The organism is Candidatus Marifrigoribacter sp. Uisw_064 (assembly GCF_047730175.1).
Lineage (GTDB): Bacteria > Bacteroidota > Bacteroidia > Flavobacteriales > Flavobacteriaceae > Marifrigoribacter.
In genome coordinates this window covers 280,872-297,088 of the sequence record NZ_CP159833.1, presented here as the reverse complement: position 1 = coordinate 297,088, position 16,217 = coordinate 280,872, and the positions used below count along the sequence as shown (strand labels likewise).

Below are 16,217 nucleotides of genomic sequence, written 5' to 3'. Positions count from 1 at the left end.
AATTAGGTGCTTAAACCACGCAGCAAACCATATACAACAACGTTGTGCTTCATTAAAAACAGAAATAAAAACCAATGAATTCAAGTATTGAAAATATAGAAATCAATTACAATGGAAAAAGTGTTAAAGGAAAAAAATTGACAATTTATTCCGAATTAAATATTGACATAAATACGGCTTGGAATGAAGTTCAAAAAAGTTCATTACTTAAATTTGTTTGTAAAGGAAAAGTAACATTTAAACCTGTTGGGTCTGAATTCCCAGAATATTGGAAAGAAAATATGACCATAAAGACAAAAATGCTGATTTATGGATTAATACCTTTTGGCGGAATTCATTTACTTAAATTCATGAACATTGACCATCAGGAATTCTCAATACTCACGAATGAACAAAATTCATTTGTAAAAATTTGGAATCATAAAATTCATTTGAACCAAATTGACAAGAACAAGATGAAGTACAAAGATGAAATTGAATTATATGCAGGAATATTAACAAACTTTGTAGCAAAATGGGCTGAATCATTTTATATTTATAGACAGAAAAGGTGGGAAATAATTTCGGACGAAATAAAAACGAAAGCACAACACCGTATATAATTTATTGCTGGCTTTTTGCTTACTTGCGAAAGTCCTCGCGGACTTTCTTGGTCGGTAATTATTTACTAAATCAGTTGCTTGAAACACGCAACAAACAATATACAACAACGTTGGCAACAATTTAAATCAAACATATGCACTATTTAAAATCACTTACCCTAATTTTTGGAATCATGATTCTCATATCCTGCAAACAGGATAAAAAAACAGGTATTGTAAATTCCGCAACGGTTTATAGTGGAGGAGATATCATCACCATGGAAGGAGATAAACCTTTATATGTAGAAGCGATTGTAGTTAATAATGGTAAAATTGAATTTTTAGGTACTACAAGAGATGCAATGAATTTTGCGGGTGAAGGTCATAATATGATAAATTTGGAAGGAAAAACTTTACTTCCTGGATTTATTGATGCACACGCACATTTTGCTTCATTTTCAGCCCAAGCTATAGGAGCACAAATATTACCACCACCAGATGCGGGAGCTAAAGACATCACCTCTCTAATAAATATTTTGAAAGATTGGAATACTGAAGAAAATAGAGCATTAACAGGCTGGATCTTTGGAATGGGATTTGATGATTCTGTGCTAGAAGAAAAACGATTTCCAACAAAGCATGATTTAGATCAAGTATCTACAGAATTTCCAATAATGATTATCCATATATCAGGTCATTTTGCCGTGGTAAATTCTAAAGGATTAGAATTATTAAATATTAACTCAACAACTAAAAATCCTGAAGGTGGTATTATTAGAAGAGAAACAGGGAATGAACCTAATGGCGTTCTAGAAGAATTAGCTGCAATTCCATATATGCTTAAAATTTTAAACCCAATAACTAAAGAAGCAGCAGATCATTTTTTTGAAGCAGGCCAAGACATGGCTTTATCGTTTGGATACACCACTGCACAAGAAGGGAGAACTATGGAAAATCATGAAATGCTCGTGAATGCATCAGAAGTTGGTAAACTAAAATTAGATGTAGTAAGCTATGTTGATTATTTATTTGTTGATAAATACATGAGTTCTAAATGGAATAGTAAAACTTATAGTAATCATTATCGTATTGGTGGAATGAAATTAACTCTAGATGGTTCTCCCCAAGGAAGAACAGCCTGGAGAACACAACCTTATTTAATTCCCCCTGATGGAGCAAAAGAAGGGTATCTTGGTTATCCTGCTATTCCAAATGATAGTTCGGTTATAGCTATCTATGAAAAAGGATTCAAAAATAATTGGCAAATTTTGACACATGCCAATGGTGACGCTGCGATGGATCAAATGCTTAGAACGATGAAGCCAGTGGCCGATAAATATGGAAATAATGACAGAAGAAATGTACTAATCCATGGCCAATATGTAAGAGAGGATCAATTAGATTCCTTTAAAGAGTTAGATATAATAGCTTCTTTATTTCCTTTGCACACGTTTTACTGGGGAGATTGGCATAAGGAAATTATTGGGGATAGCTTGGGGAATAAAATTAGCCCAACTAGAACAGCTTTAAATAAGGGGTTAAAGATTACCATTCATACTGATGCGCCTGTAGCATTGCCAAACTTAATGCGTATGGTAGGAATCTCCGTTGAACGAAAATCACGTTCTGGACAAGTTATTGGGGCTAATGAAAAACTAACACCTTATGAAGCGTTAAAAGCAATTACAATTTGGTCTGCTTATCAACATTTTGAAGAAGAGACAAAAGGAACTTTAGATGAAGGAAAATTAGCAGATATGGTTATCTTGGACAAAAATCCTTTAAAGGTTTTAGAAGAAGAAATCAAGGGAATTATAGTATTAGAAACAATAAAAGAAGGAGTTTCGGTTTACAAGAAATAACTGTAGCCAACAGCATATATAAAAAACAGCAAATTAAGTACTCGACGCAGAAGCTTGTACTTTTTTAATACAATTATGATTTTCAAAAAAAAAGTATCTTTTTAACTGCTACTTTTCATATACAAACACGTTGGCAAACATTATGACCCTTAATGAAATATGTATACACTAAACAATAAGTATATGTATAAATTAATAAGATTTGAAAAATAAGATTTGAAAAAAAAACAGCAGCTATTACCTATTTTAATATTTAATGTAAATTCTTCGTTTATAATTATTTTTGCAGCCTTACTAATATTTCCTTTTTTATCAGTTGCACAAAATAAGAGTGATTTTCTTAATCAATTACCTTCTAAAGAAAAAATAAAATTTAATTTTTATACCAAAATTTATGAAACTGACGTCAACTATACAGTAAGACAAATAGATAGCCTTATTAAAAAAGAAGCGCTACCCTTAAGCCAGCAAATTGTAAGCCAAGGTTTTTCACAAAAATTTTATTGGTTATATTTTAAGATTCCTAGGACAAAGTATCCTAAAAAACAGTTGCTACTCGAACTTAATAATCCGTTTATAGACCTAGTTGAACTTTATGAAAAAACAGATACTAGTTTTACTAAAATAGGCTTTGGTGGTGATCGTAATCGGGCTTTTAGTGATCGTAATTACATAAACAGACGTTTTATATTTCCTTTAAATAATAACCTAAAAGCCAGAGGTTATTATTTAATGATAGACAAAAGAAATGCCTCTGTTAGTTTTCCAATATACCTCTGGAATAAAAATACATTTGAAAACTTTGAAATAAAACAAAACCTATATTATGGAATCTTTTTTGGTGTTTTATGTTTTATTAGCCTTATTGCCATGATTGCAGGTATTATTACACGCAAGTCTTTATTTCTTTATTATGGAGCTTACTCGTTCTTCATCATTTTATATTTATTAACATCACTAGGTTTTTCATATCAGTATATATATCCGCAATCACACCACTTTAATAATTACTCGCGTGTTATTCTAATTGTATTAATTACTGTTTCTAGCACTCTCTTTTTAAATAAGTTTTTAAATATTGCAACAAAGATACCTATCATCGTTAAAGCTTTTAAAGTTATAAATATACTTTTAACCACAAGCATACTTTTCTGGATTTGCTTTACTGACTTGTATCAATCATATACAGTTTGGCTTTTAAATATAATGTACATATTAGTTTTTTGTGTTTTTATTTTGGCTTTTATAGCTGCATTTAAAACCTATAAAACCAAAAGAACAAATGCTATTATATTTTTTATTGCCTTTGGTTTTCCTGTTTTAGGCGCTACAGCATATATTGGAATAGAATATGGTATGATTGAAGAATCTTTTTTTCCTTTGAATCCTATTTTTCTGGGAGTAGGACTAGAGGTTGTCATTCTTTCTGTTGCTATAATTAACCAATTTGTTAAAATGTATCACCAAAAAGTACACTTTGAAAACGAAAATTTACTTTTATCCTCAAGAAATGAGACCCTAAAAGACCTTGTAAGAAAATTAAATACAAAATCAAACCCTACTATTTTACTTAAAAGTAAGGCGATTTTAAAAATAGAGGATATTCAATATATTAAATCTGATGGCCCATATTTAGAATTTTTTATGACTACTAAAGCTTCGCCCGAGATAGATCGACAGACTTTAAAATGGGCTTTAGAGATTTTGCCATCAGATTCATTTATTCAAATACACCGCAGCTACATTGTAAATTTAAAACAGGTAAAAGTATTAAAAGCATCAGAGCTTATTTTATTTGATAATACGATACTTAAAGTTTCTAGATCTTTTAAAAAAAATATTGAACACTTTAAAAGTCAATAATTTATAATAAATAGATTTCTAAAAAATAACATGCAAGCCGCAGGCTTCATTATTGTATCTCGAAGTTGAGATAACAATTTTATAATTAAACAACATCTTATCAATAGCAAACTCAAAGCTATTTAGTTACCAAAACGGACTCACAATTTTATTGTTATGGATTTTAATGAGGTAACTGGTGTTCATAAATCTGCAGTTCGTGACATTTATGGCTATCGTTTTATAAAAAAAACGAAATTTATATTCGCTAATGTTATCAAAGTAAACTTTATTCTAGGGTGCAATTAAATTTTAATCCCTAAAAAGATATTATTTACGGACATTAAACAGTAATGATAAAATAATCTTTAGGTGAATATGAAAAATAATGTCTTAAAATTTTAAGATATAAATAACCATAAAACTGATTCATTTGAAAGAAAATTAGGTTGACGGTTACTATATTCTAAAACCATGAAAAAAACTCAAGAAAATATAAAACAATATGACAACTAATTTTAAAAGTATAATAATAGCGTTCCCTTTCTTTTTTATATGCTTTGCTGAAACAAATGCAGTTAAGCTCCCTGAAAAAGTAATAGTAACATCAATTGACCCTGAAGGTTGTACCGATTGGACATATTACAAAGGTGAATGTCTTGCATCAAGTGGCGTTAGTGGCCAGAATTCTTCTGCTGGCATTAGACAGAAAGCTTGCGTTTTAAGTCAAACTGCTACTTCAATTACAGTTGAGGTAACAATAGAACCTGTTAATGGTGGTATAGATGAAAATTTCAGTTATAAAGGAGTCGCTCTTGATTTTAGAGGATCTGACGAGTTCAGTATATCAGTAAGCGACTTTAATAAAGGAGGGGCTATTAAGCGAACAATAACAGCAAATAAGTCGGATATAGACCCAGCTTGGTGGCCTCAATGGAAAAAAAGAGGTTCTATTCCTTTTCTTTTAGCATCATGTATCTACAAATAGATTACAGTGCATCACAACAAAATACCTTCTAAATTTTAGTGAAATTTTTTAGTTAATTTTTGAACTCTAAAATAAGTGCATTGCATATAACACGTTGGCAACAAGCGAACAAAACCACAGTTCCATTCAAAATAATAGAACAGACTAATTTTACATCATGAAAAACATTTTAATTTACATTTCATTATTAGTATTCAGCATAAATTTAAATGCACAGAAGGGAAAAACAATTGAAAGGAAAAAATTTGATGATATTACCGTTTCTCTAGGTCAAATGCAAGAATCAAAAAAATATAGAATTAAAATTACTTTTCCTACTGAATTTGACGATTCTGAAAGTGTTGTAATCACCAGTAAAAACCTGTTATATGAAATAATGGATGCAATATTCGAGGCAGACACGAGAAAAGGTTTTTTTAAGCATATACGTCTTGAAGAAAAAGCTAAATATGGTAATGTCAAAAATAAATTTGCTCTTCAGATTCGGCATGGTAAAAAATCAAAATATATTGGTATTGGAAAAGTTTGGAACTTTAAATATGGTAATTATGGAGTGTTGAGGGAAAATGCACAATATTTATATAATTATTTAAATAAATTGAAGACATATTTATAAAACAAGAATTAACATAAAACATTTAATAATTCAACAAAAAATATGAAGAAAATAATTTTATTCCTAGCACTTGCTTTATTAGCAACGATTGCTAATGCCCAAGAGCAAAAAGAATATCATGAAAATGGACAGTTAATGACTGTTGGTTTTATGGAAAATGGAGAACGAACTGGTGAATGGAAATACTATCACGAAAATGGAAAGCTTAAAAGAATTGCCAAATATGAAAATGGAAAAGCGATTGGCGAATGGAAAGGATACCATGAAAACGGACAATTATCAATCATTGGAAAGTTTGATAATAATTATAATTATATGACTGGTGAATGGAAAACCTATCACAAAAATGGGCAGTTATCATCCATTGGTTATATGTATGAAGTAAAAACTGGTGAATGGAAAAACTATTATGAAAATGGGCAGCTATCATCAATTAAGAAATATGAAGATGGAAAAAATACTGGTGAATGGAAATACTATCACGAAAATGGACAGTTATCAATCATTGGAAAATATGAAAATGGTTCTATGACTGATGAATGGAAATTATATCACGAAAATGGGCAGTTAAAAAAAATTGGGAAATTTACAAATGGTTTAATGACTGGTGAATGGAAAACCTATCACGAAAATGGGCAATTATCAGACATTGGAAAATATGAAAATACTGAAAAAACTGGTGAATGGAAGTTTTATGATGTAAATGGAAATCTTATAAAAACTTCGGATTCAATATCAACTGGAGATGCTCAAACCATAGGGGCGTCCACCTCTATTAGAATGTCTTTTGATAGAGAAAATGCCATCTCAAATACTCCCGACCCTGCATGGGCCGGTACTTTAGAAAGGCAAGATGATGGTAGTATTAAAATTTATTTTACACATTTTTCGATTGGAACTCATGATTTTGTTATCACTACCGGAAGTGATGATGACCACATGATGCACACTTCTTATTTAGGTGATGGCTATGTAATTAGATGTGAACTAATCTATCTGAGAGAATCGGGTGTTAGCAATCAATATGAGGGCTTGTATAAATCTGTGGGAGGTAAATATTATTCTTTAATTATTAATAAGGACTTTGATTAAATTTTAACTCTTCAATGTGCCCTGCTAGCGTGGAGCACTTATTACTACAAATTAACATCTAAGAGAAGATTATAAAGCCCTAATTAGATAGCTTTTGCTACTTATGATAATCTACGTATTCAACTTATACTTCACCTCGCAAGCATCGGTCAACTCTTGAATAAAGGAACCTTGGTAAAAGGCAATGGTACAGTAAATATCTAATCTCCAACTGAATAACTTATTAAAACTGACAAATATATAAATAGTGAAAAATAAGAATAACATTTGCCAACAACACCTATAAAGCATACCCTAAGGGATACGCTTCATAGACAAACCATTGGCATTAATAAAACAGCCAACTTCTAAAAGTAACTTAACTATTGTTGAAAAAATAACTCGAATAATATGCAGAAATCAAACAATTACACACATTTTAAAATTTTAATTTTTGAAATCACCCTAGCTATAGCAATTTCTCTTTCAACTTTTTCAGGGTTTGCGCAACAAAATTTAGGTATAGAATTGCTACGAAATGGATCTATGAGTCAATGGGAATGGGTTGCAACAAATAATCATGAGGACCCTATTATTTTTGAACTCGAAAAGAAGCTTAACGATTGTGATGGTGTTGAAACAAAGATTAACTTAAACTAGTATAATTCAGAAACAATGAAAAGAATATTTTTAATACATCTCATAACACTTTTTACAGTTAACTGCTTCTCTCAAGAAATATCGCAAAAAGAGATACGTAAAAAAATGAAAGCCAAAGAGATAATCTTGGGATATAATTATGGAGAAGAAATGGTTTTGGCCAAAATGAAAAGCACCAAAAAATGGGGGCTGTATAACGTTTTTTCAGGTATGGATATTGAAGATTTTTCCTTTGAAGAAGTTATTTCACCAAAATTTGATTCACTAAGCTTTTTTGAACAAGAAGCACGTTTTCAGATCGTAAAACAGAAGGATAAATACGGTATTTTGTTGCTGCCTTATGAAATTGAAGATGCTGCCGATAGAGTGAATTGTAAATTTGATAAAATCATCCATAAAAAGGTCGATGGTGAAGATTATGTCCTCATTAAGGAAGGTGGTAGATGGGGATTAATTGATTGGTTTGAAGGTTTTTATATTGTAGACCCAATTTTTGACACACCAGAGGAAGTTCCATTAATTAAAATGGAGCGTTGGATGGTAGAAACCTTCAAACTAGTAAAAACAAAATTGAATGCTGACCTTGTAATTTTTGACCCAAACAACGGAGATGGTGCTTTAAAAGCGCGAAGTAAAAAAACCAAAAAGTGGGGGATGTATCAATTCCTAGACATGAATATGGAAGAAAAAGAGTTAATACCTATGCAATATGATAGCATAAACTTTTATTCCTTCAACGGAAAGTACACTGCGGTATATAATAACGGAAAAGTAGGCTTTTATCTCTCTTATTGGAGTTATGATAAGCAGGCCAAAGAAACGGTAGCATGCAAATATGAAGATTACAAACGTTTTGATGCCGATGGTGTTTCAAAACTTGCCGTTAAAAAGAATGGCAAATGGGGTTGGGTAGATTGGCTTACTGGAGAAGAAAAAAGTGAGTTTATATACAACAGCACTGATGATTTACCTTATCCGCATTACAAACAAAATTATTGGTTTGGTGATTAAAAATTTATAATTCAAAACTAACCGATAGCAAACATAAAATAATACCGTTACTAAACAAACTTGAATCAATCACAACTATGAAATATATATTTTTATTCTTAATAATAGTATTATCCATAAACGTTTTAAATGCTCAAGAGCATAAAGAATACTATGATAATGGCAATTTAAAAATAAGTGGCCAATATGATTCTAATGATAGCAAAATAGGCGAATGGAAACAATACTATGAAAACGGACCATTAATGCAGATTGAAGTATTTGAAAACGGGAAACAAATGGGCGAAGTGAAAGTGTTTCACGAAAACGGCCAATTAATGATTATAGGTGTGGGTGAAAATGGTCAACCGACTGGCGAATGGAAAGAATATTATGAGTCTGGTAAATTAAATGTAGTAAGGACCTATAAAAACGGAGAATTAAACGGCAAAAACAATACGTATTATGAAAATGGGGGATTATATATTGAAAGAGAATATTTGAGTGGTAAAGCTGTGGGGGGAGGAAAAGATTATTATCAAAACGGCGAATTAAAGGCGATTGCAAAGTTTGAAAATGGGCAAAAAACTGGCGAATCGAAAGAATATTACAAAAACGGGGTATTATCTGGCGTTGGACTATATGAAAATGATCAAAAAAATGGCGAATGGAAAGAGCACCATGAAAATGGTCAGTTATCTGGTGTTGGAATGTATCTAAATGATGAAAAAACTGGCGAATGGAAAAAATATAATGAATCAGGTAAATTAAATGGAGTAAGGACCTATAAAAAGGGAGAATTAGACGGACTAACAACTACCTATTACGAAAATGGGGAATTACAGATGATTGGAAGAATGGAAAATAATATACAAACTGGCGAATGGAAAGAGTACCATGACAACGGGGAATTAGCTGCTGTTGGAAGCCTTGAAAATGGAAAAATGAGTGGCGAATGGAAAGCTTACGATAATTTTGGTCGGTCTCTCGAAATTTTAATGTTTAAAGATGGTGAAAAACTGACCGGCGAATGGATAGAATACCACAAAAATGGTCAAAAAAAGGTGTCGGGGTATTATGAAGATGGAGAAAAGGCTCTTAATTGGGTTTATTTTGATGAAAACGGTGAAATTATAAAATTAGAAACGAATTAAAATTATTAATTTTAGCCGTTTAATATTTTTAAAAAAACTAACCATCTCGTAAATGCTAATCCTTTGATAAAATATTAAAATACCACAACTAAAATTAAAGACCTAAAAAGAAAAATTTTATTATCAAGTCTAATGTTATTTATTAGCGTTTCTAGCGCGCAGAAAAAAAGATGATTCCGAAAATGAAAATCTAAAAATATAGGTATTAGTAAATAGTATGCTTAAATCCATAGTAATCAATTAAACACAAACCCAAAAAACATGAAACTTCCATAATTAGATTTCGATACCCAAGGAAATGACTAAATGGAAGTAACATGTGACCCATAAAAAACAATAAAAAAGACACATGAAAAAACAAAAATTAGTAATTCTAATCGCTTTAATCATTTCATTCACTTCTTTTGCCCAGCGCCCGAAACAACCTGTTTGCTACAAAGCTTGGGATGCAAAAAACGAAATTAAAAGTGGTGAAGACTTCAAGGTGTACTTAATTTATTTACAGCACAAATGGAATGAAAACGGAAGCAATACAAACATGTATTATAGTCAGATATTCGAAGTAACAGGAACTCTAAGCAGTACTAGTTATATTAATGGTCAATATGCGCTTCAGAATAATGAATTCTCTGTTTATGGCCGTTCTGAATTTCTAAAAGCTGTTCCTAGCGGAAAAACTAACTTAATGAGAGGGCGAGAGGTTATTGTACATGGAGATTTAGAATGCTTAAAAGACATGCTCGCGTATTGGAAAAAAAGAAATTCAGCTCAGTATAAAGACAACACCAATGTGTATTTTGAGTTCGATTACGCTTACGAATTAGATCATGTTGATGCAAGCTTTAAAGCTCTTAAAATTCAGGAAAAGTAACTGGTGCTAATTAGCAACTATTTAGTCTGCTGTTGCTAAAATTAATATAAACGTTACAGAAACTAGCGTATGGAAATAGTATACTAAAAATGGAGCATTAAGTTTTAAAAAAACCTTTAAGCAATAGGTATCCCAACAAAATCAAACACACCAATACAAGAACTACTGGCTTTAATATATATATCACGATTTTAAAAAAAGAAACATGAAACGAGCATACTAAAAGTATTATCACCCAAAGGAATGATTAATAGCGAACAGCATGAGACCTTAAAAAAACAATAAAAAAAGAAACATGAAAAACATCATCTTATTATTAACACTAACACTATTCACTAACCTAATCATTGCTCAAGAAAAAAAGGAGTATTATGACAATGGTCAATTAAGATCTATTAAAAATTATGTTGATACTATAGAACACGGTTCTTTTATTGAATATTACCAGGATGGTACGCTTTCAGAAAAAGGAACTATGAAAAATGGAGAGCTGGATGGAGCGTATTGGAGTTACAATAAAAAAGGACAATTAGATGACTATGCCACATATAAAAATAGCTATAAAGTTGGTCCTTTTAAAACGTTTTGGGAAACCGGAGAATTAAAAGAGGAAGGCACCTATAAAAGTGTTTATTTTTTTGATGGCGAATACGACGAAACCATTAGAACGGGTGTATATAAAGCATATCTGCCCAATGGGGTCATTGTTATAAGTGAAAAATTAGGAATTAATAAGTATAATGAAGAGATTGCTATAGGTAAAGCGATACGGAACGATTATTACGCGACTGATGACCCTTATAAATTTATACTAAAAGAGGAATCTAATTTGCTAGATGGCGAATACCATGGCGTAAGTAAGGAATATTATGAAAATGGGCAACTGAAAACAATAGGAGAATTTATTAAAGGAGAGGAAGTTGGCATACACAAAGAATATTACAATAATGGGCAACTAAAAAGCAATACAACCTTTGTAGATGGCAATAAAATTGGATTATATGAAGAATATTTAGAAAATGGTTCCCCATACGAAAAAGGTAATAATGGAAAAAAAGGTGGCGGTTATGGGCACTACTATGGAGGAATAGGAAACTGGACCTATTGGAAATATTATTCAAACGGCCAATTAAAAAAATATTATTCTAAAGAGGAATATATCGGTTTTATAGGCAATTATGAGAGTTATTATGAAAATGGGAAACTAAAGGAAAAAGGCGCATACAATGATGACGACAAAGACGGAGAATGGTCTTTCTATTATGAAAATGGAAAACTAAAGGAAAAAGGCGCATACAAAGATGACGACAAAAACGGAGAATGGTCTTTCTATTTTTCAAACGGTCAATTAGAAAAAAAATATACTGAAGATAACTCTGGCGATTATACCGGCAATTATGTAGAGTATTATGAGAATGGAGAACTAAGGTATAAAGGTGAATTTGTAGATGTTGAAAAAGAAGGAGAATGGTATCAATTTGAAGATGGTGAAAAATATAAATTCCTTTATGAAAACGGGGAACTTGTAAAATCAAAAAAAGTAAACTCTATTAATGACCCTATTGAAGATCAATTTTATAAACTAAATTTTAAAAATAAGTGTAATAAAAAAATTGAACTTGCCATAATATTTAAAAACTTAGATGACGAATGGGAAACCAAAGGGTACTTTAATATAGAACCAAATGAAGAAGTCTATTTAGCAAATACTGAAAATAGAATTTATTATTATTATGCTCAAACTATTGGTGGTAAAACAACATGGACAGGTGATTTTAAAGATACCATACACGGAAATCAACATGATTTCAGAAAAAAAACAATACCCTCAGATAAAGCGTATGGAGATCAGTATACCAACTTAACTTTTGATTAATAAAAATATTCTTTGTTAAAACCCCTAGTAATGTCTATAAATTTTGGAATAAAAAACAGATAATCACTTTTTGCATAATGCGAAAAAAAATAACATACATTATAATTTCGATTCTAGTTCTAAATAATTTTTCATGTAAAAATGAGAAGAAAAATAAGGCTCTTATTTTAGGACTAGAGACTATATTGAAAACCAATTCAATTGCCGTATTTAATTATAGCAAAAGAGAAATTAAAAATAGTGAACAACTAGAGGAATCAATTTTTAGAAATTTAGAAGTTGACACCACAAAATTATTCGGAACTTGGACTCAAGACCCAACCGCCCCATTTGCTGATTTTAGACTAAGCGCTAAATCATTTAATGTGGTGGATTTTGAAAGTGATAGTGATATTCCCTATAAATTAGATAAAAACGAAATCACCGTTTTTTACAAAGATAAAAGTCATAAAGGAATTATTACATTGACTGAAAATGACACTCTAAAAATTAAATGGGCTAACAATAGTACTGAAACTGAATATGTAAAATTTTAAAACACCATTAAAAGCATTATAATAGTGCTGGCAATAAGAAATGAAAGAGGAAATCATTAAAACAAAAAAATCAAAATTACTGCTTCAAGTATACCATAATTACGTCCAGTATCATAAGGATCTGAAGTCGTTTTCAGACAGAAAAGAACTAACAGCATGGAAAAGCCAACTCAATTCAAAATCTGCCTACTTGAAAGATGGTAAATTGATTTTATCAAAATTAGACTATAATACAGATATCTTAAATTGTGACCTTATCATCTTGAATGATTTTAATTCTGAATCAGAGATTAAAGCCTTAAAACAAGTCCAATATTTCACTCTTGTCGGGAAAGTAAAATTCGAAATATTTCAATTAAAGAAAGTGGATAACCAAATAGAACTTCATCTTCTTTATGATTATTATGAGATTGGTGAACCAAAAAGGGAGAATTTCAAGCTGTGCAATTTAGAGATGAACACTTCTATTGAGATTAAAATAAATGGAAAATTAGACCATTCATTATCAAGCGGTCAGGAACGCACCTATAAAGAACATTGCTATATTTTTCATCTCATCGGAGAAACTGATGAATTTGAATTAGTAAGAGAGCCATTTAAAGGGAGTATAAAGCAAATCCCTAAACCTTCAAAAAAGGTGGATTTGATGAGGAAATTATACTAAAAAATCTAGAAACACCAATCGTTAGCAAGCCTATGAAAACACGACTACTCACTTCCGTCGGAATTATAATCTTATTAATTTCCTGTAAACAAAACGAAACTCAAAAATTTGAATCGAAAAATAAGATTGAGGAAACTGTTTTTACAGAACAATACATTGAAAATGATAGCTTACTAATGCTATTGAAATCCGACTTATATAGAATAGCTTTTAATCCAGTATTTGAAGGAGAAGAAAAACCTGAAATTAACACACACAACAAAACAGTTGCTGATACTAGTAAAACACTAATTTTTGACAAAACTAAAATTCACTTTTATCGAGAATCAAATTGGGAAATAATAGTTTCAGCCAAGATAAAGAATTCGCGTTTTAAATTTTTAGACACTATTACTATTGGAGAAAAAAAAGGAATCCTTGAAAATATAGTAAAAACAGAATTAAAAGCTAATTCGATTACAATTGGTAATTTGAAACATACAACACTTTTCATTTTTAAATTTGAGAACGATATATTGAAAGAAATAGTTTACAAATACGACGAGGATTAAAATACGATTTGCCAATCGCATGATGGCTCTGCTAGAAACTAACAGAGTGCGGCCTCTCACAACACCGTTCGTATGCGGTGTAATCGGATTTAATACAGGACTGAAATCATGATTGAATTTAAATCTAAATGAAAAATAAAAAAACGATTTGCCAATACCGTGTATAATTAATTGCTAGATTCTTACCGACCAAGAAAGTCCTTGCAGACTTTCTTGGTCGGTAATTATTTACTAAATTAGTTGCTTAAAACACGTAACAAACCATATACAAACACGTTGTGTGCAATACCTCATGAAACCCTGAAAACAAGAATGGATATAATTAAACTGCCTGAATCATTAAACTCTGAAAAGTCACTGACTGTTCAAGTTTATGACTATTGTAGTTCAAAGGAAATATCCAAACAACAAATCATTCTAAATCAGAATACATTTAGTTTTTTAATTGAAGGAAACAAAGAAGTGATTTTTGATAATTCAGACCTTTCTATTGATAATCGCAAGTTTTTAATTATGAAATCTGGTCATTGTTTAATGACAGAAAAACTATCCGAAATTAAAAATTATAGAAGTATTCTTTTATTTTTCACTAACGAAACCTTATCCAAATTCATTCAAAAATTCGAACTAAATAACATTGAACAGAACGAATATAAATCTGTTTATTCATTTGAGTATGATAAATTTATTAAACGCTTTGTTGATAGCTTAATAGATATTTCTAAACTTTCAAAAACAGTACAAAAAAAAATAATTGAAGTGAAATTTGAAGAGATAATGCTCTATCTTATAGAGCTACACGGAACACATATTTTATATTCTTTAACGTCCAATAATGATAATCTTACTCAAAACTTTACTCGAACTGTTGAGAGTAATCAATTGAAAAAACTAACCTTGAAAGAATTAGCTTTTTTATGTAATATGAGTGTATCAACTTTCAAAAGAGAATTTGAAAAACATTATTCTGAATCACCTATCAAATGGTTTCAAAACAAAAGATTAGAACACGCTTACTATTTGCTCAATCAAAAACATAAAAAATCTTCTGAAATATATTTTGAAGTAGGTTACGAAAATTTATCGAGCTTTATTCAGGCTTATAAATCAAAATACAATAAAACACCAAAACAGCAACAAACAGAATGAGCTTTTTGCGACACTTTTTGAGCGTTTAACTATGTCTCTTTTTTCATTTAAGATTTAATTTTGTATCAAATATTAAAACATAATAAAATGAAAAAAACAAGTTTAATTTTAATGCTGTCACTAATTTTCACAACAGCCAGTTTCGGACAAAAAACATTTACCTTATTAAGTAACGATTTAGGTGGAGAAGCAACAAAGACACAAGAATTTAATGGATTTGGGTGTACTGGAGATAACAAATCGCCACAACTTTTATGGGCAAATGCACCTGAAGGAACAAAAAGTTTTGCTATAACAATGTATGACCCAGATGCACCAACAGGAAGTGGATTTTGGCATTGGGTCGTTTTTGACATTCCTGCTAACGTAAATGAATTGGTAACTAATGCAGGAAATGTTGAATTAAATTTAGCACCTAAAGGTGTTATTCAAAGTATAACGGATTATGGAATTAAAGGATTTGGAGGGCCTTGTCCACCTAAAGGACACGGATTCCACCAATATATAATTACTGTTTATGCTTTAAAAACAGATAAATTAGGACTTGATGAAAATATAAATCCAGCCATTGTTGGTTTTAAACTTTGGAATCAAACATTAGCAAAGGCAAGTATTGTAGCTTATTACAAACGAAACGAATAAGTACTGCACACAAGACCCTATGTAAAAAATAGCAGTTAAGAGCTAAACTTAAAGTTTATTTCTTTTCTGCTATCTTTGTTTTATAACGTAAAATTATCGCAAATAAATCTGCTACTTTTCATATACAAAACCGTTTGTGCATAATGCAAAAAAATGAAAGTAGA

Annotated in this window: 16 protein-coding genes; all 16 read left to right on the top strand. The window is 30.6% G+C overall.

What is annotated here, in order from left to right; all coding sequences use genetic code 11:
• Nucleotides 1–74: 74 nt before the first annotated feature.
• The 16 genes from ABXT64_RS01320 to ABXT64_RS01245 all read left to right on the top strand — a co-directional run bounded on the left by ABXT64_RS01320 (nucleotide 75) and on the right by ABXT64_RS01245 (nucleotide 16,053).
• A complete protein-coding gene (locus ABXT64_RS01320; RefSeq protein WP_443633595.1) occupies nucleotides 75–602 on the top strand; it encodes a hypothetical protein in 528 nt (175 codons plus the stop codon).
• A gap of 134 nt (nucleotides 603–736) precedes the next feature.
• Nucleotides 737–2,443 (top strand): amidohydrolase, encoded by a 1,707-nt coding sequence (locus ABXT64_RS01315; protein ID WP_443633594.1) that lies wholly within the window; start codon nucleotides 737–739, stop codon nucleotides 2,441–2,443.
• Between the two features lie 216 nt (nucleotides 2,444–2,659).
• On the top strand, nucleotides 2,660–4,306 hold the full coding sequence (locus ABXT64_RS01310) for a 7TM diverse intracellular signaling domain-containing protein (RefSeq protein WP_443633593.1): 1,647 nt from the start codon (nucleotides 2,660–2,662) through the stop codon (nucleotides 4,304–4,306).
• 484 nt (nucleotides 4,307–4,790) lie between these two features.
• Entirely contained in the window at nucleotides 4,791–5,273 is a 483-nt protein-coding gene (locus ABXT64_RS01305; RefSeq protein ID WP_443633592.1) for a hypothetical protein, read from the top strand.
• Between the two features lie 157 nt (nucleotides 5,274–5,430).
• Nucleotides 5,431–5,889: a hypothetical protein gene (locus ABXT64_RS01300; RefSeq protein ID WP_443633591.1), complete on the top strand. Its 459-nt coding sequence runs from the start codon at nucleotides 5,431–5,433 to the stop codon at nucleotides 5,887–5,889.
• Between the two features lie 42 nt (nucleotides 5,890–5,931).
• A complete protein-coding gene (locus ABXT64_RS01295) occupies nucleotides 5,932–6,981 on the top strand; it encodes a toxin-antitoxin system YwqK family antitoxin (protein ID WP_443633590.1) in 1,050 nt (349 codons plus the stop codon).
• A gap of 390 nt (nucleotides 6,982–7,371) precedes the next feature.
• Complete coding sequence (locus tag ABXT64_RS01290) at nucleotides 7,372–7,620, top strand: hypothetical protein (protein ID WP_443633589.1); 249 nt, start codon at nucleotides 7,372–7,374, stop codon at nucleotides 7,618–7,620.
• A 15-nt stretch (nucleotides 7,621–7,635) separates the two neighbouring features.
• A complete protein-coding gene (locus ABXT64_RS01285; RefSeq protein WP_443633588.1) occupies nucleotides 7,636–8,631 on the top strand; it encodes a WG repeat-containing protein in 996 nt (331 codons plus the stop codon).
• A gap of 77 nt (nucleotides 8,632–8,708) precedes the next feature.
• Nucleotides 8,709–9,764 carry a toxin-antitoxin system YwqK family antitoxin gene (locus ABXT64_RS01280; protein ID WP_443633587.1) on the top strand — a complete coding sequence of 352 codons (1,056 nt, stop codon included), beginning with the start codon at nucleotides 8,709–8,711 and terminating at the stop codon, nucleotides 9,762–9,764.
• A 349-nt stretch (nucleotides 9,765–10,113) separates the two neighbouring features.
• Entirely contained in the window at nucleotides 10,114–10,635 is a 522-nt protein-coding gene (locus tag ABXT64_RS01275) for a hypothetical protein (protein WP_443633586.1), read from the top strand.
• Between the two features lie 295 nt (nucleotides 10,636–10,930).
• Complete coding sequence (locus ABXT64_RS01270; RefSeq protein ID WP_443633585.1) at nucleotides 10,931–12,511, top strand: DUF1036 domain-containing protein; 1,581 nt, start codon at nucleotides 10,931–10,933, stop codon at nucleotides 12,509–12,511.
• A 77-nt stretch (nucleotides 12,512–12,588) separates the two neighbouring features.
• Complete coding sequence (locus tag ABXT64_RS01265) at nucleotides 12,589–13,047, top strand: hypothetical protein (protein WP_443633584.1); 459 nt, start codon at nucleotides 12,589–12,591, stop codon at nucleotides 13,045–13,047.
• Nucleotides 13,048–13,087: 40 nt separating this feature from the next.
• Nucleotides 13,088–13,711: a hypothetical protein gene (locus tag ABXT64_RS01260; RefSeq protein ID WP_443633583.1), complete on the top strand. Its 624-nt coding sequence runs from the start codon at nucleotides 13,088–13,090 to the stop codon at nucleotides 13,709–13,711.
• Nucleotides 13,712–13,743: 32 nt separating this feature from the next.
• Nucleotides 13,744–14,262 (top strand): hypothetical protein, encoded by a 519-nt coding sequence (locus ABXT64_RS01255; protein WP_443633582.1) that lies wholly within the window; start codon nucleotides 13,744–13,746, stop codon nucleotides 14,260–14,262.
• A gap of 312 nt (nucleotides 14,263–14,574) precedes the next feature.
• Nucleotides 14,575–15,411 (top strand): helix-turn-helix domain-containing protein, encoded by an 837-nt coding sequence (locus tag ABXT64_RS01250; RefSeq protein WP_443633581.1) that lies wholly within the window; start codon nucleotides 14,575–14,577, stop codon nucleotides 15,409–15,411.
• An 87-nt stretch (nucleotides 15,412–15,498) separates the two neighbouring features.
• Nucleotides 15,499–16,053, top strand: coding sequence for a YbhB/YbcL family Raf kinase inhibitor-like protein (locus ABXT64_RS01245; protein ID WP_443633580.1), 555 nt, complete (start codon nucleotides 15,499–15,501; stop codon nucleotides 16,051–16,053).
• Nucleotides 16,054–16,217 lie beyond the last annotated feature (164 nt).